This window comes from Citrobacter sp. LJND-P06 (assembly GCF_058188415.1).
The window spans coordinates 4036256-4062845 of the sequence record NZ_CP187317.1 but is presented as its reverse complement, the minus strand read 5'-3'; the positions used below and the strand labels follow the sequence as shown (position 1 = coordinate 4062845).

At 53.8% G+C, this 26590-nt stretch carries 23 protein-coding genes and 1 pseudogene; 11 read left to right on the top strand and 13 right to left on the bottom strand.

Annotation, left to right across the window (positions count from 1 at the left end; all coding sequences use genetic code 11):
* Positions 1 to 40 precede the first annotated feature (40 nt).
* Positions 41 to 2179, bottom strand: coding sequence for an anaerobic ribonucleoside-triphosphate reductase (nrdD, locus tag ACO7SM_RS19200; protein WP_490468831.1), 2139 nt, complete (start codon positions 2177 to 2179; stop codon positions 41 to 43).
* Positions 2180 to 2577: 398 nt separating this feature from the next.
* Positions 2578 to 2703 (bottom strand): hypothetical protein, encoded by a 126-nt coding sequence (locus ACO7SM_RS19195; RefSeq protein ID WP_490468830.1) that lies wholly within the window; start codon positions 2701 to 2703, stop codon positions 2578 to 2580.
* A gap of 546 nt (positions 2704 to 3249) precedes the next feature.
* On the opposite strand from ACO7SM_RS19195, the gene ACO7SM_RS19190 reads away from it, so the two are divergent.
* The 5 genes from ACO7SM_RS19190 to ACO7SM_RS19170 are packed head-to-tail and all read left to right on the top strand — an operon-like array spanning position 3250 to position 8430.
* Complete coding sequence (locus tag ACO7SM_RS19190) at positions 3250 to 4365, top strand: AI-2E family transporter (RefSeq protein ID WP_490470984.1); 1116 nt, start codon at positions 3250 to 3252, stop codon at positions 4363 to 4365.
* Entirely contained in the window at positions 4355 to 5878 is a 1524-nt protein-coding gene (locus tag ACO7SM_RS19185; protein ID WP_490468829.1) for an efflux transporter outer membrane subunit, read from the top strand. The genes ACO7SM_RS19190 and ACO7SM_RS19185 overlap by 11 nt, the downstream gene beginning before the upstream one ends.
* Complete coding sequence (locus tag ACO7SM_RS19180) at positions 5875 to 6969, top strand: HlyD family secretion protein (protein WP_490468828.1); 1095 nt, start codon at positions 5875 to 5877, stop codon at positions 6967 to 6969. Before ACO7SM_RS19185 ends, ACO7SM_RS19180 begins: the two co-directional genes overlap by 4 nt.
* Positions 6970 to 6980: 11 nt before the next feature.
* Positions 6981 to 8003 (top strand): DUF2955 domain-containing protein, encoded by a 1023-nt coding sequence (locus tag ACO7SM_RS19175; RefSeq protein ID WP_490468827.1) that lies wholly within the window; start codon positions 6981 to 6983, stop codon positions 8001 to 8003.
* A 1-nt stretch (position 8004) separates the two neighbouring features.
* Positions 8005 to 8430, top strand: a complete 426-nt coding sequence (locus ACO7SM_RS19170; RefSeq protein ID WP_203359133.1) for an ion channel — start codon at positions 8005 to 8007, stop codon at positions 8428 to 8430.
* A 223-nt stretch (positions 8431 to 8653) separates the two neighbouring features.
* On the opposite strand, the gene treC is transcribed toward ACO7SM_RS19170, so the two are convergent.
* The 3 genes from treC to treR form a co-directional block, all read right to left on the bottom strand.
* Positions 8654 to 10309 carry an alpha,alpha-phosphotrehalase gene (gene treC, locus ACO7SM_RS19165; RefSeq protein WP_490468826.1) on the bottom strand — a complete coding sequence of 552 codons (1656 nt, stop codon included), beginning with the start codon at positions 10307 to 10309 and terminating at the stop codon, positions 8654 to 8656.
* A 51-nt stretch (positions 10310 to 10360) separates the two neighbouring features.
* Entirely contained in the window at positions 10361 to 11779 is a 1419-nt protein-coding gene (gene treB, locus ACO7SM_RS19160) for a PTS trehalose transporter subunit IIBC (protein WP_490470983.1), read from the bottom strand.
* A 142-nt stretch (positions 11780 to 11921) separates the two neighbouring features.
* Positions 11922 to 12869, bottom strand: a complete 948-nt coding sequence (treR, locus tag ACO7SM_RS19155; protein ID WP_490468825.1) for a trehalose operon repressor TreR — start codon at positions 12867 to 12869, stop codon at positions 11922 to 11924.
* Between the two features lie 374 nt (positions 12870 to 13243).
* On the opposite strand from treR, the gene mgtA reads away from it, so the two are divergent.
* On the top strand, positions 13244 to 15952 hold the full coding sequence (gene mgtA, locus ACO7SM_RS19150) for a magnesium-translocating P-type ATPase (protein WP_490468824.1): 2709 nt from the start codon (positions 13244 to 13246) through the stop codon (positions 15950 to 15952).
* Between the two features lie 70 nt (positions 15953 to 16022).
* Here the strand turns inward: mgtA and ridA are convergent, their stop codons facing one another.
* The 4 genes from ridA to pyrL all read right to left on the bottom strand — a co-directional run bounded on the left by ridA (position 16023) and on the right by pyrL (position 18064).
* Positions 16023 to 16409, bottom strand: coding sequence for a 2-iminobutanoate/2-iminopropanoate deaminase (gene ridA, locus ACO7SM_RS19145; RefSeq protein WP_000047540.1), 387 nt, complete (start codon positions 16407 to 16409; stop codon positions 16023 to 16025).
* Positions 16410 to 16517: 108 nt separating this feature from the next.
* Entirely contained in the window at positions 16518 to 16979 is a 462-nt protein-coding gene (gene pyrI, locus ACO7SM_RS19140) for an aspartate carbamoyltransferase regulatory subunit (protein WP_192610888.1), read from the bottom strand.
* 11 nt (positions 16980 to 16990) lie between these two features.
* On the bottom strand, positions 16991 to 17926 hold the full coding sequence (gene pyrB, locus ACO7SM_RS19135) for an aspartate carbamoyltransferase (protein ID WP_490468823.1): 936 nt from the start codon (positions 17924 to 17926) through the stop codon (positions 16991 to 16993).
* A gap of 36 nt (positions 17927 to 17962) precedes the next feature.
* Entirely contained in the window at positions 17963 to 18064 is a 102-nt protein-coding gene (pyrL, locus tag ACO7SM_RS19130) for a pyr operon leader peptide (RefSeq protein WP_490468822.1), read from the bottom strand.
* Here pyrL and ACO7SM_RS19125 point away from each other — a divergent pair.
* Both ACO7SM_RS19125 and ACO7SM_RS19120 read left to right on the top strand, forming a co-directional pair.
* Positions 18044 to 18133: pseudogene (locus ACO7SM_RS19125) on the top strand (hypothetical protein); the annotation flags it as partial. The gene pyrL and the pseudogene ACO7SM_RS19125 sit on opposite strands and share 21 nt — an antisense overlap.
* 191 nt (positions 18134 to 18324) lie before the next feature.
* On the top strand, positions 18325 to 18777 hold the full coding sequence (locus ACO7SM_RS19120) for a YhcH/YjgK/YiaL family protein (RefSeq protein WP_490468821.1): 453 nt from the start codon (positions 18325 to 18327) through the stop codon (positions 18775 to 18777).
* Between the two features lie 46 nt (positions 18778 to 18823).
* Here ACO7SM_RS19120 and argF read toward each other — a convergent pair whose 3' ends face one another.
* Positions 18824 to 19828, bottom strand: coding sequence for an ornithine carbamoyltransferase (argF, locus tag ACO7SM_RS19115; protein WP_490468820.1), 1005 nt, complete (start codon positions 19826 to 19828; stop codon positions 18824 to 18826).
* Positions 19829 to 19991: 163 nt separating this feature from the next.
* Here argF and rraB point away from each other — a divergent pair, with 163 nt between their 5' ends.
* Positions 19992 to 20408 (top strand): ribonuclease E inhibitor RraB, encoded by a 417-nt coding sequence (gene rraB, locus ACO7SM_RS19110; protein WP_490468819.1) that lies wholly within the window; start codon positions 19992 to 19994, stop codon positions 20406 to 20408.
* A 59-nt stretch (positions 20409 to 20467) separates the two neighbouring features.
* A complete protein-coding gene (gene miaE, locus ACO7SM_RS19105) occupies positions 20468 to 21229 on the top strand; it encodes a tRNA isopentenyl-2-thiomethyl-A-37 hydroxylase MiaE (RefSeq protein ID WP_490468818.1) in 762 nt (253 codons plus the stop codon).
* 13 nt (positions 21230 to 21242) lie between these two features.
* Here the strand turns inward: miaE and ACO7SM_RS19100 are convergent, their stop codons facing one another.
* Positions 21243 to 21746 carry a GNAT family N-acetyltransferase gene (locus ACO7SM_RS19100; RefSeq protein WP_490468817.1) on the bottom strand — a complete coding sequence of 168 codons (504 nt, stop codon included), beginning with the start codon at positions 21744 to 21746 and terminating at the stop codon, positions 21243 to 21245.
* Positions 21747 to 22022: 276 nt separating this feature from the next.
* Between ACO7SM_RS19100 and ACO7SM_RS19095 the strand changes: the two genes are divergently transcribed.
* A complete protein-coding gene (locus tag ACO7SM_RS19095) occupies positions 22023 to 23129 on the top strand; it encodes a YjgN family protein (RefSeq protein ID WP_490468816.1) in 1107 nt (368 codons plus the stop codon).
* A gap of 49 nt (positions 23130 to 23178) precedes the next feature.
* On the opposite strand, the gene valS is transcribed toward ACO7SM_RS19095, so the two are convergent.
* Both valS and holC read right to left on the bottom strand, forming a co-directional pair.
* Positions 23179 to 26034: a valine--tRNA ligase gene (valS, locus tag ACO7SM_RS19090; protein WP_490468815.1), complete on the bottom strand. Its 2856-nt coding sequence runs from the start codon at positions 26032 to 26034 to the stop codon at positions 23179 to 23181.
* Complete coding sequence (gene holC, locus ACO7SM_RS19085; protein WP_490468814.1) at positions 26034 to 26477, bottom strand: DNA polymerase III subunit chi; 444 nt, start codon at positions 26475 to 26477, stop codon at positions 26034 to 26036. The genes valS and holC overlap by 1 nt, the downstream gene beginning before the upstream one ends.
* Positions 26478 to 26590: the final 113 nt, after the last annotated feature.

Below are 26590 nucleotides of genomic sequence, written 5' to 3'. Positions count from 1 at the left end.
TTGCACCGCCATCCGGCATCTACGTATTGCAAACGGAAGATTAACCGAGCTGCCCGTTACCCAAATGTTTAATGCGGCGCTTCACTTCTTCCTGCTTACCGGCGTTAAACGGACGTGCATCCGGGCTACCTAAATAACCGCATACGCGACGCGTCACTGAGACGCGCGCGGCATCGTGGTTGCCGCATTTCGGGCAGGTAAAGCCTTTGCTGGTGCACTCAAACTCACCGGTAAAGCCGCACTCGTAGCATTCGTCGATCGGCGTGTTGGTTCCGTAATATGGCACGTGCTGATAGCTGTAATCCCAGACGTCTTCCAGCGCCTTCAGGTTGTGCTGAATGTTCGGGTACTCGCCGTAGCAAATGAAACCCCCGTTCGCCAGCGGCGGGTACGGCGCTTCAAAATCGATCTTATCGTACGGGTTGACCTTCTTCTCGACGTCGAGGTGGAAGCTGTTGGTGTAGTAGCCTTTGTCCGTCACGCCAGCAATCACGCCGAACTCGGCGGTATCCAGACGGCAGAAGCGGTCACACAGGTTTTCACTCGGCGTACTGTACAGGCTGAAGCCGTAACCTGTTTCTTCTTTCCACTGATCGACAGCCTGACGCAGGCGTTCCACAATGGCGATACCTTTGGCACGTAGTGCTTCGCTGTCGTACAGATGCTCGTTGCCAAACAGGGCATTGATGGTTTCATGGATACCGATATAGCCCAGTGAGATGGACGCCCGGCCATTTTTAAAGATTTCAGAAACGTCATCGTCTGCTTTCAGGCGCACACCGCAGGCACCTTCCATATAGAGGATGGGCGCGACGCGTGCTTTAACCCCTTCAAGACGGGCGATACGGGTCATCAGCGCTTTACGCGCCAGCGCCAGACGGCTCTCCAGCAGTGTCCAGAATGTCGCTTCATCACCGTGGGCTTCCAGCGCGATGCGCGGCAGGTTCAGGCTAATGACGCCCAGATTGTTACGACCATCGTGGATCTGCTCGCCGTTTTCGTTTTCCCAGACACCGAGGAAACTGCGGCAACCCATCGGGGTTTTGAACGAGCCGGTGACTTTCACCACCTGATCGTAGTTCAGGATGTCCGGGTACATGCGCTTGCTTGCGCACTCCAGCGCCAGTTGTTTGATGTCGTAGTTAGGATCGCCAAATTTGTGGTTCAGGCCATCACGAATCGCAAACACCAGTTTTGGGAATACCGCGGTTTTGCGGTTTTTGCCCAGACCCGCAATACGGTTGCGCAGAATGGACTGCTGAATCAGACGCGATTCCCAACTGGTGCCAAGGCCAAAACCAAAGGTCACGAACGGCGTCTGCCCATTGGCAGTGTGCAGCGTGTTCACTTCGTACTCCAGAGACTGGAATGCGTCATAGCACTCTTTCTCGGTACGGGAATGCGCATAGCCGTCTGCATCCGGGATTTGCCACTCTTCAGCGGTTTTGCGGTGCTTAGTGAAGCTGGCGGTAACAAACGGGGCCAGCACTTCATCAATACGGTTAATGGTGGTGCCGCCATAAATATGGCTGGCAACCTGGGCGATGATCTGCGCGGTGACCGCCGTGGCAGTGGAGATGGATTTTGGCGGTTCTATCTCCGCGTTACCCATCTTAAAGCCCTGCGTCAGCATGCCTTTCAGATCGATCAGCATACAGTTGAACATCGGGAAGAACGGGGAGTAGTCGAGATCGTGATAGTGAATATCACCACGCTCATGCGCCTGTACCACATCGCGTGGCAGCAGATGCTGACGCGCATAGTGTTTAGCCACGATACCGGCCAGCAGATCGCGCTGGGTCGGGATCACTTTGCTGTCTTTGTTGGCGTTTTCGTTGAGCAGTGCGGAGTTGGTTTGCTCGACCAGACCGCGGATTTCCTGGTTCAGGCGACCACGCTTCTCGCGCTGAATATCGCGATCGTGGCGATACTCTATATAGGCGCGGGCGAGTTGTTTGTACGGACCCGACATCAGTTGGTTTTCAACCGCGGTCTGGATGTCGTTGATATCGACCTGACTGCGCTCATTCATTTGGTTGCTAACGACTTCTGCGACGGTGGCGCAGTAATCTGCGTCATCGACTCCCGCTGCTTTAGCTGCACGCAGAATGGCTTCCTTGATGCGCTCTGATTTAAACGGCACTTTACAGCCATCACGTTTCATCACATGCGGTGTCATGATCACTCCATATTTATAAGAACAGGTTATCCACAGAGGCTGGGGAAGCATGCCTTGGTTTATTCATCTCTCTATCCAAAGACTTCCCGCAATCCTGACCCATTTTATCCACAACAGCTGCACTATACGGTCAGTTGTGGTTGATGCAATTGTAGACGATAAATACAACATATTGGGTCGGCGTGCATTTTAAGTTCTATATGTAGTGATTTGCATCAAGGATGTTTACGATTTTATTGACGTAGGACAAAGTAAAAACCAGAGCGTACAGATGACGGGCACTACAGCCTTTGTAAATTATTTCCAGAAAATTCTGATTAATTATCCAACAAAAACAGCAGGGTAAATTCAGGCAAACGCAGCGCTGCCCGGCGCGGTTTCCCGCTGCGTTAGCCGGATTATCCCGCGGTAGAGAGCCGCACCGGATATTCCTTCCCTCTTGCCACTGCCGCTGCCGCCATCTTGTAAGGCGACCGTGATTTTGCCCGTGTGGCGGTTTTACGTTCCGGTGAAATACGTTTCATCTGTCACGCCATCGCCCACAGATTCATTTTCAGCGAGGGAAACCACGGCCCTGGTACTAAGAGACATAATCCAAAGTAATTAATTTTTATGTCGCATATAACATTGTTGATTGTCAGGCGGGAAGTGTCATTCTGATAAAGTTGTGTGGCATTTTCAGTGGGCTTGAAATATTACAACTGCTTACACAATACCGGTTAAAAACAAAATAAACGAACACAGGATTTAATCCTGCATTTTTGTTATTGACTTGCTTGTTATTCCATTGAAAAAGCAAAACACATTTATATTAAATTGTTTTTCTCCTGCTTTTCCATTTGTTTTGTTCGTTAAACTATTTATTAATATTCAACATTGCATTATTTGCAAGAATGACTGTTTGTTCTATCATGAAAATAGTTTGGTAAATTAAACGTAAAATAAATTCATTCATATCATTAAATTATCTTTCATCTCTTTTAATGTAATGCCCGCTATTTATTGGCCTGCTTTTAATTTTGCAAGGTCGGGATAACTGCGTGGTTACAATCAATTGGAATAACGTCATCATGGAAATTAACGAACTATCCACGGTCATTGAAAAAAGACTCGTTGCCAGATTTCTGGATATGTTCATCAAGCTTGGGCTGATCCTGGCACTGGGTTCCTTCTGCTTTACTGTCATGTCCCCTTTTATGAATATGTTGCTGTGGGCGCTTATTTTGGCGGTCACGCTGTATCCATTGCATCAGCGTTTTGCTGTCCGAATGGGAAAAAAACAGGGCAGGGCGTCGACAGTCATTGTGTTATTGGGGGTGTTGTTAATCGTCGCACCAACCGTTGCCATGCTGAGTTCTCTGGGGGATAGCGTAAGCAATCTTGTGGAGAATGTGGGCAGCGATAGCCTGGTCATTCCAACACCATCGGAGAAGATTGCCTCTATTCCGCTGATTGGTGGAAAAGTGTATGCCGTGTGGCTCAAGGCGTCGACGGATTTACCCAGCCTTATCAGCAGTTATCGTCCGCAGTTGGGCGATATTGCTAAGCAGGTTGTGGGGGTTCTGGCGAGCATGGGCGGCGGATTAATTGGCTTCGTCTTCTCCTTCATCGTTGCGGGTATCATGATGGCCTGGGGTGCGCCCGGCGCGCGCAGCGCCGAGAGTATCGCCATCCGTATCACCGACACACAGCGCGGCCTTGCGCTGACCAAACTGTGTACCAGCACCATTCGTGCCGTCGCGATGGGCGTTATCGGGGTTGCCTTCATTCAGGCGCTGCTGGCCGGTATTGTCATGGCAATTGCCGGTATTCCTGCGGTTGGCATCTTCTTCGTCCTGGCGTTGATTCTGGGGATTGCTCAGGTACCCGTTATCCTGGTGACTGCACCTGCGATTGCCATCATGTGGATGTCAGGCGATCACGGTACGGCGCTCAATATTGTCTACACCGTGCTGCTGCTGGTTGCGGGTATGGCAGATAACGTGCTTAAACCTTTGTTGCTGGGACGTGGTGTTGATGCGCCTATGCCCGTGGTGCTGTTGGGCGCGCTGGGGGGAATGGCGGCCAACGGTATTCTCGGCATGTTCGTTGGGGCGACGTTGCTTTCCATCGGCTATCGCATCTTCATGGCCTGGGTTAACCAGGGGCCAGATGGCGTAGCGGCGAGTGGAAAAGATGTTCAATGATCGTCGCGTTGGGCGTCTCCTGTTGACAGGAGGCGCCTGCCTGCTGTTGAGCGCGTGTACCACCCTGGGGCCAGACTATAAGTCGCCGCAAGTCCCGGAACTGAACCAGTGGCAGGCGGCGACCAAAAGTACGGCCGCCAACGCCGCCACACAAAATTATGACCAGTGGTGGACGCAACTCAATGACCCCACGTTAACCGCACTTATCAACGAAGCGCTGCGCAAAAACCCGGACGTTAAGATTGCCGGTCTGCGCTTGCTTGAGTCTCGCGCACAATTAGGCATTGCCGAAAGCCTGTTGGGGCCGCAGGCGACTGTCGGTACGGGTGAAGTGATAACGGGCGGCACGCGTCGTGATGGTCGTTATAATGACACCACCAGCTATAGCGCCGATTTTAATCTGGGCTGGGAGCTAGATTTTTGGGGTAAGTTCCAGCGCGGCGTGGAATCTGCCGATGCGAGTTACTTCGCGACCCTCGCGCAGTATGACGATATTCAGGTGCTGATGGCTGCGCAAGTGGCGCAACTGTATGTGAATATCCGCACCTTAGAAGCGCGGCTGCAAATTACCCGCAGCAACGCTGAAATTCAGCAACGCAGCCTGCAAATCACCGAGCGTCTGTTCCTCAGCGGCAACAGTGCTGAACTCGACGTGCAGCAAGCGAAAACCCAATACCTCTCAACACTCTCCAGTATCCCGCAACTGGAAACCAGCCTGCGTCAGAGCCAAAACGCGCTCAGTGTGTTGCTTGCGCGTAAACCCGGCCCATTGCCTGAGATGGCGGGTAATACCGGGGTGCTTCCACAGGGCAATCTGGCGTTGGTGTCTGAATTGCCTGCCGATCTGTTGCGCCGTCGGCCTGATGTGCGGGTTGCGGAACGGCAACTGGCTGCCCAGTCGGCCCTTATCGGGGTGGCCGAAAGCGAGCTCTATCCTTCTATTTCACTGATTGGCAGCGTGGGAATCAGTGCGCGCAGTGGGACGAGCAGCACGCTGTCCTGGGTGGCTGGCCCTACATTTAGCTGGAATTTGCTCGATCAAGGGCGGCTTGGCAACCAGGTTTTGGTGCAGGATTCCCGCTTCTTGCAACTGCATGAACGCTATCGTGACGTCGTGTTTCAGGCCGCACGTGAAGTCGATGATGCCGCGATCGCCTACGCCAATGGCAAAGACGAGATTGAGCTTCTGACCCAAACAGGAGAGGCGGCTACCCGCTCACTGGAGATCGCGAATACGCAATACCGGGAAGGGATGGCCGATTTCCAGCGGGTACTGGATTCGCAACGCGCCTTGTTCAATCAACAAGAGCGCCTGGTGAACAGTCGTGGTGCGCTGATGCGCGACCTGGTCACGCTGTACAAAGCGCTGGGCGGCGGTTGGGAAAGTGGGCGGCAACGTCCGCTGGTTGATCAACAAACCGATGCGCATTTACGTCAGAGGGAGGAGTGGGTCCCTCTGCTGGACGCGCCTCTGCCAGCAGCAACTGATCTCAAAGAAGGTAAAAAGCAATGACCGAACCCTCATCCCCGGCGGGACAAGCGAGTCGTCGTGGCGTGATAAGTCTCCTCGCCGTGATCGTGGTGCTGCTGTGCTGGTATTTAGCGGCCGACCGACTCACGCCCTATACCTCGCAAGCCAGAATTCAGGCTTTTGTTATTCCTATCTCTTCTGAGGTTGCCGGGCAAATTCAAAAAGTCTATGTGCGTGACAATCAGCAGGTGGCGCCAGGAGATCCGTTATTTGAACTTGATCCCGAGCCTTATGACATCGCCTTGTCGCGCGCGCGTTCAGATTATGAAACGGTATTAAGTTCGGTCAAGGCAAACAATGAAGCCATTGCCGCTGCCAAAGCGGGTTTGCAGGCCGCGACTGCCGCTTACCAGAATGCCGCGAAAGACGCGGAACGCCAGGAGCGTTTGTATCGCGAAGATCCCGGCACCATTTCAGTCCGCCGTCTTGAAGTGGCGCAAGCCACACGTGAAACCGCGCGTAGCCAAATGGCGGCGGCAGCGGCTGATGTGCGCCGTGTAACCGAAATGGCGGGGGTGGAAGGCGACAATAATTCACAACTGCTCAGCGCGCGTTCGGCGGTTCGTAAAGCCGAACTTGACCGGAAAAATACCGTGATTGTGGCGACCAACCGTGGCCTGGTGACTGATTTGCGCACCGATGTGGGACAGTTTCTTGGCGCAGGAGCACCGGTAATGACCCTGGTTGCCATCAACGATGTCTGGATCAGTGCGGACATGACAGAGAACAACCTCGGCAATGTGAATCCTGGCGATGAAGTCGCCATTCTGCTCGATAGCCAGCCGGGGCACGTTTACAAAGGGCAGGTGCGCAGCATTGGCTATGGCGTCAGTGCCACGCAAAGCCAGCCGGCGGGGGTATTGCCGACAATCGACAATAACCGTGACTGGTTACGTCAGGCTCAGCGTTTCCCGGTCAAGGTGGCGTTCTCTAAAGATGATTTTCCCCCGGTCGACAGTTTACGGGCGGGTGGGCAAGCAGATGTGCTGGTGTACGCGAATGGCAGTGGCTTGATGAGCGTTTTAGGTAGCGTCTACATACGGTTGATGAGCGTGTTCTCGTATATCTACTAAGGTGCTGCGCTATGCATAACGGAGATCGTGCGGTACTGAGGATCAGTTGCGGAACCGCGATTGCCGCGCTGGCCTGTTATAGCCTCGCGCTGCCGATGCCCCATCTGGGGTGCATCATGGCCTGGATTGTACTCTGTCAGGGCAAACCGTTACCTATCAAGAAAGGGATAGTGGCGGGCCTTGGGCTAATGGCAACCATGATGGGGGGCGTGTTGATAGTGCCTTTGTTAACGCACTATCCGATGCCCGCACTCCTGCTGACCGCGCTGTTGCTTTACCTGCTGATGCTGATGTGGCTTGCAGGGAAGGGCACTCAGGCGATGTTGCTTACCACGGCGGTCACCATCATTCCCATTGCCGGGCTGATTGAACAAACCCTTGCCGTTGGCATCGCTCAGATGATGGGGCTTGGCATCATTATTGGCACGGTGGTTAACCGGATTGCTCTGACCGTCTTTCCACCGCAGGCAACACCCGGCTCGGCGGGAAAAGCCTATGTTGCGCCGCAGTCGCCTCATTATCTGGCCCTACGCGCGGTACTTATTGTGCTGCCCGTCTGGCTGCTGGCGTTGAGTAATCCCGCTTTCTATATTCCGGCGGTGATGAAAACAGTGATGCTTGCACAGCAAACCAACACGCTGGCGGCAAAACAGGTGGGTCGTGAGTTGGTGTTGTCGACCCTGATGGGTGCGCTGTTAGCCGTGGTGTTGTGGTTTGGCTTAAGTCTGTGGCCTTCGCTTTTGATGCTGGTGCTGTGGCTTGCGCTGGTCAGCCTTTGGGTGGCACGGCGGATGGTGCGCCTGGTTGCAAACCGGTTTATCCCCTCTTTTTGGAGCAACGCCTGGGTCACCTGCCTCATCTTGTTTGGCCCGGCTATCCAGGATAGCGCTGCCGGCAAAGATGTTTGGTTGGCGTCTGCGATGCGTTGCGCTTTGTATGTTGCCGTTGCCCTCTATGGTTGGGCATGTGTTGTGATTCTTGAACGCTGGCGCCCGAGTGGTCGGCCTGCGTCAGAAGCCACTTCAGGAGATTAATATGTTGCTGGTTTTAGTCACAGGGATGCCCGTCATCCTGCTGAATATGTTATTACAGTCGTGGGTTTCGATTGGCTGTATCCGTTTTTACATCAAACGTTTTCACCATCGCGAAGGGATGATGGCCGGGGTGCTGGCGCTGTTTGGCATCATTACCATCGTGCTGATGGGCAATCTGCTGCAAATCCTGCTCTGGGGGATTTTATTCCTGTGGTTGGGGGAGTTTTCAACGCTCAAAGAGGCTGTTTACCATTCAGGCGTTAACTTTGCCACGCTCGGTTATGGCGATATCGTGATGAGTGCAAAGTGGAAGTTATTTGGCGTACTCGAGGCCGTGAATGGGGCGATGATGATTGGTCTGTCTGGCGCCAGTATGCTGGCGGTCTTACAGCATCATATTCGCAAACTGCTCGGGCAAACTAAATAGCACATCCCTGCGGATTCCACTGGGCTTACGAAAACACGTCGACGATTTTCCCGCCGGGAGCCAGGGTTGCAAGGGAGGCGGCGGGGAGCCTCCCTTGCGCGTTCACGGGTAGGGTGATTACAGAGAAGCAGTGGACATAAGGTGAACGTCACCCTTCACCAGAGTGACAGGTTCTCCCTGATTTCTGAACTGACCAGCATCAGCGTATCTGCATCCCCTATTTTTATTTCAACAACCACCAGACCGCTTCAAAAGGCCGTAGCGTCATGGGGCCGGGAAGCTGGGCGACCTCATCGTAGTTATGCAGCAAAACCTGCCAGTTTCCGCTGAGTGGCGCAGGTTGCCAGTCCTGACATTCATGGCTCAGATTGGCGATCACCAGCAGTTGCTGCCCCTGCCATTCACGACGATAACACCACAAATGTGGGCTGTTCGGTAACAGATCCTGGTAATCGCCCCAGGTCAGAATCGGCTCTTTTTTGCGCAGCGCGATCAGTTGCTGATAGGTGTAAAAGACGGAGTTTTTATCCGCCAGCGCCGCCGCGACGTTAATCTTCGCCGCGTTGTCGCACAGGTTTATCCACGGCGTGCCGTGCGTGAAACCGGCATTTTCACTGTTATCCCACTGCATTGGCGTGCGGCTGTTGTCGCGCGATTTACTGGCAAGAATGGCCAGCAGTTCATCAGCATCCTGATGTTGGGCAAGGCGCTCGGCAAACATGTTGTGACTTTCTACGTCACGGTAGTCGGTGATGTGGCTGAAATGCGGATTGGTCATTCCGATCTCTTCGCCCTGGTAAATGTAGGGCGTGCCCTGCATACCGTGAAGCACCATCGCCAGCATCTTCGCGGCCGGAACCCGGTATTCGTTTTCATCGCCAAAACGCGAGACAATGCGCGGCTGGTCGTGATTACACCAGAACAGCGCATTCCATGCGACGTTGTGCATCCCCTGTTGCCAGTGGCGGAACAGCGCTTTTAATGCCACATAATCAGGCTTCGCCAGCGTCCATTTTTCACCGCCGGGGTAATCGACCTTCAAATGATGAAAATTAAAGGTCATCGACAGTTCGCTGCCATCCAGCGCGGCATAGCGTTGGCAGTGTTCCAGGCTGGTGGAAGACATTTCGCCAACGGTCATTAATCCACGCGGAGTAAATACATCGCGATTCATCTCGTGTAAAAATTCATGCGCGCGCGGGCCGTCGGTATAAAAACGGCGGCCATCGCCGTCGGGATCGTGCGGGAATTCCTGATTTTTCGAAATCAGGTTCACCACGTCCAGGCGCAGGCCATCGACGCCGCGATCGGCCCAGAATTCGCAGACTTTTTTCAATTCGGCGCGAACCGCAGGATTCTCCCAGTTCAGGTCGGCCTGTTCTGGCGCAAAGAGGTGCAGGTAGTATTGCTCACTGTCGGCGTGCCAGTCCCAGGCGTAACCGCCAAACTTTGAGCGCCAGTTGTTGGGCCGCTCATCCGGCGTTCCGTCGCGCCAGATATAGAACTGGCGATACGGACTCTCTTTATTGAGTGCTTCGCGAAACCAGGCGTGCTGCGTCGACGTATGGTTAAACACCATATCCAGAATAATGCGGACGCCGCGTGTTTTTGCCTGCGCGACCAGCTCATCAAAGTCATCCAGTGTGCCGTAGGCGGGATCAATCGCCATATAGTCGGCCACGTCATAGCCGTTATCAATCTGCGGAGATACGTAGAATGGCGTCAGCCAGATGGCGTCTACGCCCAGTGTTTGCAGATAGTCGAGACGCTGCGTGACGCCGCGTAAATCGCCCGTGCCGCTTCCGGTTGTGTCCTGAAAACTGCGGGGATAGATCTGATAAATAACGCCGTTTTGCCACCAGTGGGGAAGGGTGTTCATTATTTTTTCCTGGAACAAATGCGATGGGGCGCAACGGCGCCCCACAAAAAATTAGACGATCTGCAACGTGCCCTGACGGTATTTGCGCTGATAGACAACAGAGGTCAGCACCATCGGAATAACGATTGCGACCACCATCGCCATACTAAACACCTGCCAGTAACTTGGCTGAATCGAGAGAATGCCCGGCAAGCCGCCGACGCCGATGCCATTCGCCATGACGCCGTTCAGGCCGCACAGCAATCCGGCAAGACCGGAGCCAATCATCGCGCACAGCATGGGGAAACGGTATTTCAGGTTGATGCCGTACATTGCCGGTTCCGTAACCCCAAGATAGGCGGAGATCGCGGCAGGAACGGAGATCTCACGTTCGTTGTGTTTACGGCTGGAAATAATGATCCCGACCACGGCAGATGCCTGTGCGATATTCGACAGCGCAATCAGCGGCCAGACGGGCGTACCGCCCATGCTCTGGATCATCTGCATGTCGATAGCCAGCGTGGTTTGATGGACGCCCGTTATCACCAGCGGGGCATAAAGGAAGCCGAACAGCGCCGCGCCAATCGGTGCAAAACTGCCGGTCATCAGGTGACGCACAGCGAACGCAACGCCGTCGCCAATCATGCGGCCAAACGGGCCGATCAACGCGTGCGCGAGGAAGACCGCCAGAATCAGCGAACATACAGGCACCACCACCAGATAGAGGTAGTCCGGCACGATGCGCTTCAGACGTGTTTCAATCAATCCGAGCGCCAGGCCTGCCAGTAACGCCGGGATCACCTGCGCCTGATAGCCCACTTTCGCTATGCTGAACATGCCAAAGTCCCACACCTCTGGAACCTGTTGTCCCAGCAGATAGGCATTCATCAATTGAGGAGAAACCAGCGTCACACCGAGGACGATCCCGAGGATGGGCGTTCCGCCCATTTTCTTCACCGCAGACCAGCAGATCCCCACCGGCAGATAGAAGAAGATCGCTTCGCCGATAAGCCACAGGAAGTCATAAAGGGTTTTCAGTGACGGATGCATTTGCGCCAGCGTTTGACCGTTACTCATCGGCAGATCGCCAATCACGTTACGGAAACCGAGGATCAGACCACCGCTGATTAACGCGGGCAGCAGCGGGAAGAAGATCTCGGCGAAATGGGAGATCAGTTGTTCGTGCCATTTCATGTTCTGGCGGGCGGCTTTTTTCGCCTGCTCTTTGTCGGCGCTGGCCTGTCCGGTGGTCGCCAGCAGGGCTTTGTAGTAGTCGCCAACGTCGGTGCCAATCACCACCTGGAATTGACCCGCATTGGTGAAGCAGCCTTTAACCATCGGTAATTGTTCAATTTCTTTCGGTTTAGCATCTGCTGGCTGATTGAGGACAAAGCGCAGGCGAGTAATGCAGTGGCTTACCGTGGCGATGTTATCGCGCCCGCCCACCAGCGCTATCAACTGGTCGATATCAGCTTGTTTAATTTTACTCATCATTTAGCCCCGTGGCAGATGAAGTGATGTTGTGTTGTAACCTGCCGCAAGAGTATATCTTCGTTACATTTTCTAAAATGGGAACGTTCCCGAAACGCAGCGAAGATCACAAATTACCGTGCAAAAAACGCGCGTGTTGTCTTCAGGAGAGGGCGGAGGGGATCACTATCTGACGGGGATCGCTGCGTCCGTTGATCTGCTCGATCAGTTGCAAGGCCGCCTGGCGTCCCGCTTCGGCATAGCCTGGATCGACAGTGACGATCTCCGGGTGGAGAAATTTCATCAGCGGCGTACTGCCGACGCTGGCCAGTTGTAGCGCCTCAATGCGCTGTTCCTGCAAATATTTACTGGCGCCTAACGCCAGCGTGTCCGTTGCACACACCAACGCAGTGGTGTCCGGGGTAATGACATCCACCGCATGATCGTAGCCTTGCTTCATGGCAAGACCTGGTAGCGCCGCTACAGGATGCAGTTTATGTTTTTTACAGAAGGCCAGATAGGCGTCATGGCGACGTTGACCGGTGGTGATGTCGCTATGCGGAACCCCCAGAAAACTGATATGCCGGTGACCCTGATCGTACAGGCGCTGCATCAGGGTTTTGATGGCGCCGTCATCGTCATAACACACGGAGGCAAAGCCTTTGGCATCACGGGCCAACAGCACCAGCGAAGGCTGCCAGGGCGTGAGCGTCTCTTCATTAATACCGGTAAAACCAAACAGCACGACGCCATCAATGTTCCGCCGCCGGAGCATACCCAGATGTTCTTCTACCAATGCCGGTGAAAACTGACTCTCCATCATAATGGGGTCATAGCCTTGTTCATAAAAGGCGGGGAGCATGGTTTGTACCGCGAGATTTTCAGACAACGAGTCCAGACGCGTGACGATAATGGCGACCACTTTGTCGCTCTGTCCACGCATGGCGCGCGCGGAACGAGAAGGGGAAAATCCGTGCTGATTCATCACCGCTTCGACACGCTCGCGGGTCCGTTCGCTGACGCCGCTTTCGTTATTGAGCACGCGGGAAACGGTTGATTTCCCAACGCCGCTTAAGCGGGCGATGTCTTTAATGGTCAGCCGATTTTGCATCCTGTTTTCCCGTGATACGTCTGGTCTTTGAAAAGGAATCACTTTACTCAAGTGAGCGGCAATGGGCAAAGTCTGGTTTACGTCTGGTTTAGTCACCTTCAGTTATCATACCGCCATAATATACACAAACCTTATGGTTTTCTGCGCATTGCGCGTCATTCACTTACCGGAGGCTGTATGGATCCCGATCCCACCCCTCTCTCGCGAGGGCGACGTATTTCTTTCCGGTAAGCCTGCTTTTCACTGTCTTACCGGAGACGTAAGACAGTGACGTTCTGACGTCCCTGTTAGCACTTTACATTACCCTCAGGTAAGGCATTGCCGCGCCTGACGGATTTTCTGCGCCTGTGTTATCGGGCGCGGAGGGACTGCCCATGTTTAAAAATATCACCCGTTTACTCTTTGTCCGGCTAAGCCGCCATTTGCCTTATCGTCTGGTGCAGCGTGATCCGTTGCCCAACGCGCAGACCGTGGCCAGTACGCCCGTTCCCCCTTCATTAAGTGAGCGCTGTCTGAAGGTCGCCGTGATGGAGGAAGAGACGCTCTGGCAGACATTCGACGCGCACCCGGAAGGGCTGAATCATGCCGAGGTTGAGCACGCCCGTGAAAAATATGGCGAGAACCAGCTTCCGGCTCAGCAGCCCGCACCGTGGTGGCGACATTTATGGATGTGCTATCGCAACCCGTTCAATATTTTGCTCACTATTCTGGGCGGGATCTCCTATGCCACGGAAGATCTGTTCGCCGCCGCGGTGATCGCCCTGATGGTCGTCATTTCCACGCTATTGAATTTTGTGCAGGAGGCGCGTTCGACGAAAGCGGCGGATGCCCTGAAGGCGATGGTCAGTAATACGGCGACGGTACTGCGTGTGACAAGCGACACCGGAGAGAACGGCTGGATTGCGTTGCCCATTGACCAACTGGTGCCGGGCGACATCATCAAACTGGCGGCGGGCGATATGATCCCGGCCGACCTGCGCGTCTTCCAGGCGCGCGATCTGTTTGTCGCCCAGGCCTCTCTGACGGGCGAGTCGCTGCCGGTCGAGAAAGTGGCGACGACGCGTGACCCGCAGCAAAGCCATCCGCTTGAGTGCGACACGCTGTGTTTTATGGGCACCAATGTGGTGAGCGGCACGGCGCAGGCAATCGTCATGGCGACGGGTGCCAATACCTGGTTTGGCCAACTGGCGGGAAGCGTCACCGAACAGGAAAGCGAGCAAAACGCTTTTCAAAAAGGCATTAGCCGCGTCAGTATGCTGTTGATTCGCTTTATGTTGGTGATGGCGCCAGTGGTGCTGATCATTAACGGTTACACCAAAGGCGACTGGTGGGAGGCGGCGCTCTTTGCGTTGTCGGTGGCCGTTGGCTTAACGCCGGAAATGCTGCCGATGATTGTCACTTCCACGCTGGCGCGGGGCGCGGTGAAGCTTTCAAAGCAGAAGGTGATTGTCAAACATCTCGACGCCATCCAGAACTTTGGCGCGATGGATATTCTCTGCACCGATAAAACCGGCACGCTGACGCAGGATAAAATTGTGCTGGAAAATCACACCGATATCTCGGGAAAACCCAGCGAACGCGTGCTGCATTGCGCATGGCTGAACAGCCATTACCAGACCGGGCTGAAGAATTTACTCGATACCGCCGTGCAGGAAGGGGTCGATGAAGCCTCTGCGCGCCAGCTTTCCGGTCGCTGGCAGAAAATTGACGAAATCCCGTTTGATTTTGAACGCCGCCGGATGTCAGTCGTGGTGGCAGAAGACACCAGTGTGCATCAACTGGTGTGCAAAGGCGCATTGCAGGAGATCCTCGGTGTCTGCACTCAGGTGCGGCACAACGGCGACATTGTGCCGCTGGACGACATTATGCTGCGCCGTATCAAACGCGTGACGGATACGCAGAACCGCCAGGGTCTGCGCGTGGTGGCGGTGGCAACGAAATACCTGCCCGCGCGTGAAGGGGACTATCAGCGTATTGATGAGTCCTCTCTGATCCTTGAAGGCTATATCGCGTTTCTTGATCCCCCGAAAGAAACCACTGCACCAGCGCTGAACGCGTTGAAAGCCAGCGGGATAGGCGTAAAAATCCTTACCGGAGACAGTGAGCTGGTGGCGGCGAAAGTCTGCCACGACGTCGGGCTGGATGTGGGGGACGTGGTCGTCGGCAGTGACATCGAACGGCTCAGCGATGATGAACTGGCGACGCTGGCGCTGCGCACCACGCTGTTTGCGCGCCTGACGCCGATGCACAAAGAGCGTATCGTCACGTTGCTGAAACGCGAAGGGCATGTGGTCGGTTTTATGGGCGACGGTATCAATGACGCGCCTGCACTGCGTGCTGCCGACATTGGTATTTCCGTTGACGGCGCAGTGGACATTGCCCGCGAAGCCGCAGATATCATCCTGCTGGAAAAAAGCCTGATGGTACTGGAAGAAGGGGTAATAGAGGGGCGGCGCACCTTCTCTAACATGCTGAAGTACATCAAGATGACCGCCAGCTCTAACTTCGGTAATGTCTTCAGCGTACTGGTGGCGAGCGCTTTCCTGCCGTTCCTGCCGATGTTGCCGCTGCACTTACTGATTCAAAACCTGCTGTACGATGTATCCCAGGTGGCAATCCCGTTTGATAACGTTGATGATGAGCAGATCCAAAAGCCGCAGCGCTGGAATCCCGCCGATCTTGGGCGCTTTATGCTGTTCTTTGGGCCGATCAGTTCGATCTTTGACATTCTGACGTTTTGTTTAATGTGGTGGGTCTTCCACGCCAATGTGCCGGAAGCGCAAACCCTGTTCCAGTCAGGCTGGTTTGTGGTGGGGCTGCTGTCGCAAACATTGATTGTGCATATGATCCGTACCCGCCGCGTGCCGTTTATTCAGAGCCGCGCCGCATGGCCATTAATGCTGATGACCTTACTGGTGATGGTCGTGGGGATTGCGTTGCCGTTCTCACCGCTGGCAAGTTATCTGCAATTGCAGGCGTTACCGCTGAGCTATTTCCCATGGCTGGTGGCGATTTTGGTGGGGTATATGACGCTGACGCAGTGGGTGAAGGGGTTTTATAGTCGGCGTTACGGTTGGCAGTGATCTGTTTTGCCGGAGTGTTAGCGCCATCCGGCAATCGTAATCCGGGCATTAGCGCCCGGATTTTTATCGCTTAGCGACGAACGGCAATCGCTTCGATTTCAATCTTCACGTCTTTCGGCAGACGTGCCACTTCGACGCAAGAACGCGCAGGGAAGGTGGCATTGTGCTCAGTGAAGAACGCTTCGTACGTGGCGTTCACGGTGGCAAAGTCGTTCAGATCTTTGACGAACACGGTGGTTTTAACGATGTCGCCTACTTTCAGGCCTGCCGCTTCGACGATAGCTTTTACGTTATCCAGCGACTGACGCGCCTGAGCGGACACGTCTTCCGGTACGCTGCCGGTTTTTGGATCAACCGGGATCTGACCGGAAGTGATGATCATGCTGCCCAGGTCTACGCCCTGAACATATGGGCCGATTGCTGCTGGTGCATTTTCCGTCGCGATAGTTTTGCTCATGATATCTCCTGAATTACAGCGGTAATTGAGGCTGCCTCAAGCCACTTGAGGGATGCAGCCTCATGTCCCGGTCATTATAGGGAGCCGGGAATCCATAACCAACCCCAATTAGTTGGCGAGCACCACATAATGAGAAAACTCTTTTTCACAGTATTTGCATTTGAGTGCAATGTCGTCTACGCGTTTTTTCACTGAAAAACTGGAAGAAACCGGTTCTGCATGGCTGATGCAGTTGCTGTTCGGGCAGACCAGTACGCTTTCAATACGCTCCGGCAGACTGGGGCGGGATTTGCCCACAACGTCATAATCATCAATGCGATTCACGGTGGCTTGCGGGGCGTACAGCGAGAGTTGGTTTACCTGCTCATCGGTCAGAAACGTGTTCTCGATTTTGATAAGGTCTTTGCGGCCCATTTCGCCAGACGGCAGGTTAAGGCCGATGGTGATGCGCTGGTCAGTTTCGGTCAGCTTGAACAGGGTCAGTAGCTTAAAACCGACCTGAGCGGGAATGTGGTCAATCACGGTGCCGCGTTTGATTGCTTCAACCTGAAGTTTGTTATCGTGTGTCATCTCTTTTCCCCTTACAGTGCCAGATCGCGATTCAGAACCAGTGCCAGTAACGCCTGGCGAGCGAAAATGCCGTTCCCAGCCTGCTGGAAATACCAGGCGTGCGGTGTTTTGTCGACGTCAGTGGTTATCTCATCAATACGCGGCAGCGGGTGCAGAACCTTCATGTTTTCACGCGCGCCGTTCAGGTCGCTGGCGCGCAGGACAAACTGCGCTTTGACGTTGGCGTATTCAGAGGGGTCCAGGCGCTCTTTCTGTACGCGGGTCATATACAGAATATCCACCTCAGCCATCACCTCTTCGAAGTTGCCGTGCAGACTCCAGGCAATGCCTTTCTCATCGAGCATATCGAGAATGTACTGCGGCATGGCCAGCGCATCCGGGGCGATAAAGTAGAAGCGATTACCTTCAAACTTTGCCAGCGCCTGCGTCAGAGAGTGTACGGTACGGCCATATTTCAGGTCGCCAACCATCGCGATGTTCAGGTTATCCAGGCGGCCTTGTGTCTCCTGAATGGTGAACAAATCCAGCAACGTTTGAGTCGGATGCTGGTTAGAGCCATCACCCGCATTCAAGACCGGTACGTTGCCGGAAAACTCGGTGGCCAGACGCGCCGCGCCTTCCTGCGGGTGGCGCATGACGATAGCGTCAACGTAGGTACTGATAACGGAAATGGTGTCCGCCAGCGTCTCGCCCTTTTTACCCAGCGAGGTGTTGCTGCTGTCGGAGAATCCGACCACGCTGGCGCCCAGACGGTGCATTGAGGTTTCGAATGACAAGCGGGTACGGGTTGACGCCTCAAAGAAACAACTGGCGATCACTTTGTGCTTCAGCAGCTCCGGCTGTGGGTTGGTTTTTAATTTCGCCGCGGTCGCCAGGACCAGACTGAGGTCATCGCGACTAAGGTCGTTTATGGAAATGATGTGTTTTTGATATAGCGGGTTAGCCATGTTTATCTCCTGACGCCTGGGCAAAAAAAAAGCCCCTCAATTGAGGGGCTGGGAATAGGTGAGCAACGGAAAGAAAAACGGCAGTCCGGCGCCTGTTTTCAGACGCGGTAAGACAGAATGTCGAACACACTGGACCATACTTCCTCCCGGCAAATTGTCCGCGATTATACTCAGCTCCGTTATGGGATCAAGCGATTAATGCACAATTTTAATAAAGAAAACGATTGAGGTGAGTGGAATGGCGTTTTTACTGCATTTTTATTCGTTGCTGGCGCGACTACCGATCGCCACGAAAAACATGCGCTGTCGCAAAATATGATGAAATAGCAATGGTGTGGCAGTCGATTTTTCCGTATAACCACTAAAATGAAACGACGTTTTAATTAATGGGGTGTAGGATGATCACAGGTAATATCCACAATCTGCAATCCTGGCTGCCGGAAGAACTGCGCCAGGCGATTGAATATATCAAAGCAAACGTGACGGATGCGACCGAAAAGGGTAAGCATGATATCGACGGCAGCCGCCTGTTCTATCTGATCTCAGAAGATATGACGGAACCGTTTGAGAAGCGCCGTGCCGAATTCCACGCCCGTTACCTCGATATTCAGATCGTGTTAAAGGGACAGGAAGGGATGACGTTCAGTACGCTACCTGCGGGTACGCCGGAGACGGACTGGCTGGCGGACAAAGACATTGCATTTTTGCCCGAAGGCATTGAGGAAAAAACCGTCGTGCTGAGCGAAGGTGATTTCGTGGTGTTTTATCCGGGTGAAGTGCATAAGCCGCTGTGCGCGGTGGGCACACCAGCGACAGTGCGTAAGGCTGTCGTGAAGATGCTGGTGGCATAATTTCCCCACATTTGCCGGATGGCACAGCGCCATCCGGCAACTCAACTTACTGGCTTAACGTCGCCACCATGACCGCTTTGATGGTGTGCATACGGTTTTCAGCCTGATCAAAGACAATGCTTGCCGGAGACTCAAATACTTCATCGGTGACTTCCATACCGCCATGCAAACCATACTCCTGTGCCATTTTCTTACCGAGGGTGGTCTGGTCATCGTGGAACGCGGGCAGGCAGTGGAGGAATTTCACCTGCGGGTTATCGGTCAGCGCCATCATCGCGCTATTCACCTGATATTCACGTAGCAGCGCGATACGTTCTGCCCACTTCTCTTTGGCTTCCCCCATCGACACCCACACATCGGTATAGATAAAGTCAGCGCCTTTTACGCCTGCCGCAATCTCTTCGGTCAGTGTGATATCACCGCCGTTTTTCTGCGCCATCGCCTTGCATTCCGCCACAAGGGACGCTTCCGGCCAGCAGGACGTTGGCGCAACCAGGCGTAGATTCAGCCCCGTTAATGCCGCCGCTTCCAGCATCGAATTGCCCATGTTGTTGCGCGCATCGCCTGCATACACCAGCGTCATTTCATTGAACGCTTTGCCCGGCAGATGCTCCTGCATGGTCAGCAGATCAGCCAGTAATTGCGTCGGGTGAAATTCATTGGTCAGGCCGTTCCACACCGGCACGCCAGCATACGCCGCCAGTGTTTCGACAATATCCTGGCCGTAGCCGCGATACTGGATGCCGTCGTAGATGCGCCCCAGCACGCGCGCGGTATCTTTGATCGATTCTTTATGGCCAATCTGGCTGCCGCTGGGGCCGAGGTAAGTCACGCGGGCGCCTTGATCGTATGCGGCAACTTCGAAAGAGCATCGGGTACGGGTCGAGTCTTTTTCGAAGATGAGCGCGATATTTTTACCGGTCAGTTTTGGCGTTTCGCTACCGTTTTTTTTATCGGCTTTTAGCTGCGCGGCGAGTTGCAGCAGAGTGGTAAGTTCAGCGGAGGTGAAATCAAGCAACTTCAAGAAATGCTTCTGATATAACGCAGACATGGTTCCCTCACATGGTTAAGACCACTTGTTGAATATAAATTCAATTTATATGGATGGTTATTCATTTGCAACCCTGTTTAACAAATCTTTGCTGGAAAGGTGGAGGCAATGTCAGCGGTATGTGACAATAAGAGTATCGGCAGGACATTATGAGGAATCAGCCATGGCAAACCCGGAACTACTGGAAGAGCAGCGTGAAGAGACGCGCTTGATTATTGAAGAATTACTCGAGGATGGCAGCGATCCCGACGCGCTGTACACCATTGAGCATCACCTTTCCGCAGATGACTTCGAAACGCTGGAGAAAGCCGCGGTCGAAGCGTTCAAACTCGGCTATGAAGTGACCGAGCCGGAAGAGCTGGAAGTGGAAGAGGGCGATACCGTCATTTGCTGCGATATCCTCAGCGAATGCGCGCTGAACGCTGAGATAATAGATGCTCAGGTAGAGCAACTGATGAATCTGGCAGAGAAGTTTGAAGTGGACTACGACGGCTGGGGAACCTACTTTGAAGACCCTAACGGCGAAGACGGCGACGATGAAGATTTCGTCGACGAAGACGACGACGGTGTGCGCCACTAAGTTCCAGATGCTATACGGTACGACAGCGCCTGCTGTCGTACCTTAATGATAGGTTGCCAATGGATTACCCGCAAATACTCTCCCCGGTTCTCTCTTTTCTGCAATGCCCAACGCCAACGGCGTGGCTCGATAAAGCCCGCGATCCGGCGAATCTCCCGCTGCTGTTAACTGACCACCTGGTGTGTGAGCTGAAAGCCGCGCAAACGGCGATGCTGCTGGTGCGTAAATATGTTGCGGATAAACAAGGCGCTGATGCGTTGCTCGCCTGGTTACAGCCCTACGAAGCGTTTGCCTTCCGCGAAGGGCCGGAGCCCGATTTCGTCGCCCTGCATAAGCAGATAGGCAAAAGCGCGATGCCGCAGACGGACGATCCGTGGGGGCAGGCGTTGATCGACAGTATGGTGCTGCTTATCAAAGAGGAGTTGCATCACTTCTGGCAGGTGCGCGAGGCCATGACCGCGCGCCAGATCCCGTATGTGAAGATCACCGCCAGTCGCTATGCCAAAGGGATGCTGAAAGAGGTGCGTACCCACGAACCGCTGACGCTGATTGATAAGCTGATTTGCGGGGCGTATATCGAAGCGCGTTCCTGCGAGCGTTTTGCCGCGCTGGCTCCCTTTCTCGATGAGCCGTTGCAGAAATTTTATCTCTCGCTGCTGCGTTCAGAGGCGCGTCACTATCAGGATTACCTGGCGCTGGCGCAGCAGGTGTCAAAAGCGGATATTACGCCGCGCGTGCGCTTCTTTGGTGAAGTGGAGGCGGCGTTAATCACCTCGCCGGACGACGAGTTTCGCTTTCACAGTGGAATCCCCTCTCCCTGAGGAGAGGGAAACATTATAGCACTTTCAGCATTCGCACTTCGCAATCGACATGGCCGGTGCAGCCAAGCGGCCCGTCGATATGCTCAAAGCCGAGATGTTCATACAGCGCAATCGCTTCTTTCAGAAAGGCAGTGGTTTCCAGATAACAACGCTTAAAACCCTGCGCACGGGCGTGATCGAGCGCCATCAGCGCCAGCTTTTTCGCCATCCCTTTGCCGCGGGCAGAAGGCAGGAAATACATCTTCTGCAATTCACAAATATCCGGCTCGCTACAGGAGAGTGGCGCAATGCCGCCGCCGCCCACAATTTTCCCCTCCTGCTCGAGCACCCAATAGGCATGGCCTGACTGGCTGTAGAGTTGAAAGAGCTCATCTAAATTCGGATCGGCAACGGTGTAGCCTTTGTCGGCGGTCAGACCGTATTCGGCAGAGACTGTGCGGATGACGCTGGCAATGGCGGCATTATCCCCAAGCGTAAGGGTGCGCAAGGACAATGACTGGACTGGGGCTGCATTCATTTAATTGCTCAATATAAAATCTCTATTCATTATTTTCATTTAATACCACTCTCAAACGTTGGGTGCAAGATCCGATTCCAGGAATTCCTGATGTTGTGGTTAACTTCAACGGCGCTCATACTAGGTAATCAGTTAATCAAAATTGTTTGTTATTCATTGGTGTTATATTTAAAAATAAAATGGAGATTTATGAGTATGGTTAGGGATACAGGTGCGCAGCACCGTTTTGTTTTTCACGGTAACGTCGGAAGGTTTTTCCTCATTTGCCTGGTTAACATGCTGCTGATAATTATTACGCTGGGTGTTTATTTGCCGTGGGCTTTTGTCAAAAGTCGTCGTTATATTTATGAGAATATGGAACTGAATGGCGCTCGCTTTAAATATGATGTGACCGGCGGGGCTATTTTTTGCAGTTTATTTTTGCTGGGACTTTTCTTTTTGCTGGCCAGTATTGTGTGCGACATGATTAATCCGATGCTCTCTGCGCTCCCGATGCTGGCTTTCGTGATTCTGATGCCGTTGATGATAGTGAAGGGCGTGCGTTATCAGGCGATGATGACATCGCTCAATAATGTGCGTTTTGGTTTTCAGTGCGCTTCAGGGCAAGCGATGTGGGTGCTGCTGGGCTTACCAGTGTTGATGTTGCTGGCCAGTGCGATAGTGATTTTTGTCTTCAATGCGATGTTAGGTACGCCTTCTGACATGACCGGGTTGATTGTTCATGGGGTTATCGTCACGGTCGCGGGTTTGCTGCTGATGGGGATTATCAATGGCATCAGCTATGGTAAATGGATGCAACTGCTGGGGAATAATGCGCGTTTTGGTCTCCATTTATTTTCCATCACGCTTTCCATTAAGCGTTGCATTATAGCCTGTATGCTGTCGATGCTCATTTTGCTTCCCTTTATTATTGTTATCGGGAAATTAATCTGGCCGCTGTATATGGATTTGATGGTTGCTGCGGCGACCGGTGGGCTTGATGAAGCGGCAAAGTCAGCAATCATGTCACACTATCTGGTAGAAATTATCGTTGGTTATCTGCTTTATTTTGTCGGTATTATTTTGTCGGCAACGTTTATTATGACGTCCCTGCGCAATATTTTTATTAATGGTTTGCAATTGGGCGAGGGGGTGCGCTTTCATTCATCAATGACCTTTATTGGAATGCTGACGCAAATTCTGGTGTTGGCCATCGTTTCTGCTGTGACGATGGGTCTGGCTTATCCCTGGGCAAAAATTCGCTTCATTCGCTATCTGGCAAACAATACGGTTGTTATCGGTGATTTGGATGCTATTGACCTGGCGGATTCTGAAGAACAACCTGACAAAGGGTTCTTCGCTTTGCTTTGTCGTGGTGTTGTACCCGCGATGCCATTTATCTGAGTAAAAAAAAGCCGGAGAAATCTCCGGCTTTTCCGTCATACCATCACGATCACAGCGCGGCGATAACCGCCTGCTGCTCAACCAGTTTCGCTTTCGCTTCCGCGTAACCGTCCAGCTTCTCACGCTCTTTGGCAATCACCGCTTCCGGTGCGCGCGCCACAAAGCCTTCGTTAGACAGTTTATTTTCGATGCGGCTGATTTCGCCTTCGATTTTCGCCACTTCTTTCGCCAGACGCGCCAGCTCATCTTCTTTGTTGATGAGGCCAGCCATCGGGATCAGCAACTCAGCGCCGTCGATGATTTTGGTTACCGATACCGGGCCTTTATCATCGGCTGGCAGCACTGTGATGCTCTCCAGACGCGCCAGGTTCAGCAGGAAGCTACGGTTGTCGTTCACACGACGCTCCGCGTCCTTGCTGCAACCGCGCAGCAGCAGCTCCAGCGGTTTACCCGGGGCGATGTTCATTTCTGCGCGAATATTACGTACCGCAATGATGGCCTGTTTCAGCCACTCGGTGTCAGAAGCCGCTGCTTCATCAACCTGAGACGCATCGTACTGCGGGAACGGCTGCAGCATGATGGTGTCAGCGGTGATACCGCAAATCACTTTCACGCGCTGCCAGATGGTTTCCGTGATGAACGGGATGATCGGGTGCGCGAGGCGCAGCAGACCTTCCAGTACGGTCACCAGCGTGTGGCGGGTGCCGCGCAGTTCAGACTCAGAACCGCCGTTCATCACCGGCTTGGTCAGCTCCAGATACCAGTCGCAGAACTGGTTCCAGGTGAACTCGTACAGGATGCCTGCAGCGATATCGAAGCGGTAGTTATCCAGCGCTTCGCGGTACGCTTTGATGGTCTGGTTAAACTCCGCCAGAATCCAGCGGTCTGCCAGCGACAGGGTCATTTCGCCGCCGTTGAAGCCGCAATCCTGATCTTCGGTGTTCATCAGCACAAAACGGCTGGCGTTCCACAGCTTGTTACAGAAGTTACGGTAACCTTCCAGGCGCTTCATATCCCAGTTGATATCGCGACCGGTAGAGGCCAGTGCCGCCAGCGTGAAACGCAGGGCGTCGGTGCCGTGCGGTTCGATGCCATCCGGAAACTGCTTCTCGGTGCGCTTACGGATTTTCTCTGCTAGCTGCGGCTGCATCATGTTGCCGGTACGTTTCTCCAGCAGGTCTGCCAGGGAAATACCGTCGACCATATCCAGCGGGTCAATGACGTTACCCTTGGATTTGGACATCTTCTGGCCTTCGTCGTCACGAATCAGACCGGTCATGTAGACGGTATGGAACGGAACCTGCGGCTTGCCGTTTTCATCTTTGATGAAGTGCATGGTCATCATGATCATGCGGGCAATCCAGAAGAAGATGATGTCGAAGCCGGAGACCATCACGCTGGATGGGTGGAACTGACGCAGGGCGTCGGTGTTTTCCGGCCAGCCGAGAGTGGAGAAAGTCCACAGCGCGGAGGAGAACCAGGTGTCGAGAACGTCTTCGTCCTGACGGAGCGCAACGTCGGCACTCAGGTTGTTTTCCTGACGGACTTCATCTTCGGTGCGACCCACGTAGACGTTGCCCGCTTCGTCGTACCACGCCGGGATACGGTGACCCCACCACAGTTGACGGGAGATACACCAGTCCTGAATATCGCGCATCCAGGAGAAGTACATGTTTTCGTACTGCTTCGGCACGAACTGAATGTCGCCATTCTCAACCGCTTCAACCGCCGGTTTCGCCAGCACGTCAGCACGCACGTACCACTGGTCGGTCAGCATCGGTTCGATAACCACGCCGCCACGGTCGCCGTAAGGAACGGTCAGATCGTGCGGTTTAATTTCTTCGAGCAGGCCGAGCGCGTCAACGGCAGCTACCACCGCTTTACGGGCGGCAAAGCGCTCCAGATTCTGGAACTCCGCCGGGATGTCGCTGGCGTAGACGTCAGATTCTTCGCCTTTGGTATCAAAGACCTGAGCGCTTTCACGGATATCGCCGTCAAAGGTCAGAATGTTGATCATTGGCAGGGCGTGACGTTTACCGACTTCATAGTCGTTAAAGTCGTGCGCCGGGGTGATTTTCACGCAGCCGGTGCCTTTTTCCATATCGGCGTGTTCATCGCCCACAATCGGAATGCGGCGGTTTACCAGCGGCAGCACCACGAATTTGCCAATCAGATCTTTATAACGCGGATCTTCCGGGTTTACGGCCACGCCGGTATCGCCCAGCAGGGTTTCCGGGCGGGTCGTCGCAACCACCAGATAATCTTTACCGTCGGCGGTTTTTGCGCCATCGGCCAGTGGATAGCGGATATGCCACATTGAGCCTTTGGACTCGCGGTTTTCCACTTCCAGGTCAGAGATGGCGGTGCGCAGTTTCGGATCCCAGTTGACCAGGCGCTTGCCACGGTAAATCAGGTCTTCTTTGTAGAGGCGTACGAAGACTTCTTTCACGGCATTGGAAAGACCTTCGTCCATGGTGAAGCGCTCGCGCTCCCAGTCCACGGAGTTACCGAGGCGGCGCATCTGACGGGTAATGGTGCCGCCGGATTCCGCTTTCCACTGCCAGATTTTGTCGATGAACGCATCGCGTCCGTAATCGTGACGGGTTTTACCTTCTTCAGCGGCAATCTTGCGCTCAACCACCATCTGGGTGGCGATACCGGCATGGTCGGTCCCCGCCTGCCAGAGGGTGTTTTTACCCTGCATGCGCTGGTAGCGGATCATGGTATCCATGATGGTTTGCTGGAAGGCGTGACCCATATGCAAACTGCCGGTGACGTTCGGCGGCGGGATCATGATGCAGAAGGATTCTTTACTTTCATCACCGTTTGGCTTGAAGTAGCCCTGCTGTTCCCAGTGCTCGTAAAGCGGCTGTTCGATATCTTGTGGGTTGTATGTCTTTTCCATTATTTCCAGGTTGCCGTATTCAGGTTAAAACCAGCCACGCGGTAGGCTTTGTAGCGTTCACGTGCCAGTTGTTTCAGAGAATCTTCGTAAGGTACAAAGTCTATCACTTCTGTGAAAGCGGTGGCAAAATCTGCAAAGTTTGTTCGCAGGCTGATCAAGATATCCCGCGGGCTACTGTTGCGTTTTTGCGGCCAGGCAATTTCAACCGGCGCGCCGCCTCTCGGGCCTTCACCCGCCAGATTATGCGGAACAAAACGGTCAGCCGGTCTTGCCCACAGCGCTTCATCCAGACGAATGGCCTGCTGCTCATCTTCACAGGCAATCAGCACGCGCTTGCCACTGCGCCAACGTTCTGCGGCAACGTCGCACACCAGTTGTTCGACGGCGCTTAAGCCATCGACGTGGGTGTCGTTGTCCAGAAGGTAGAACGTTGCATTCTTCATATATGGGGCTTCTTGTTGTGGATTTAAATGCAAAGCCGGATGACCCGGCCTTATTGCCTGATGGCGACGCTAACGCGCCTTATCAGGCCTACAATCGTATTTCATTCATCGAC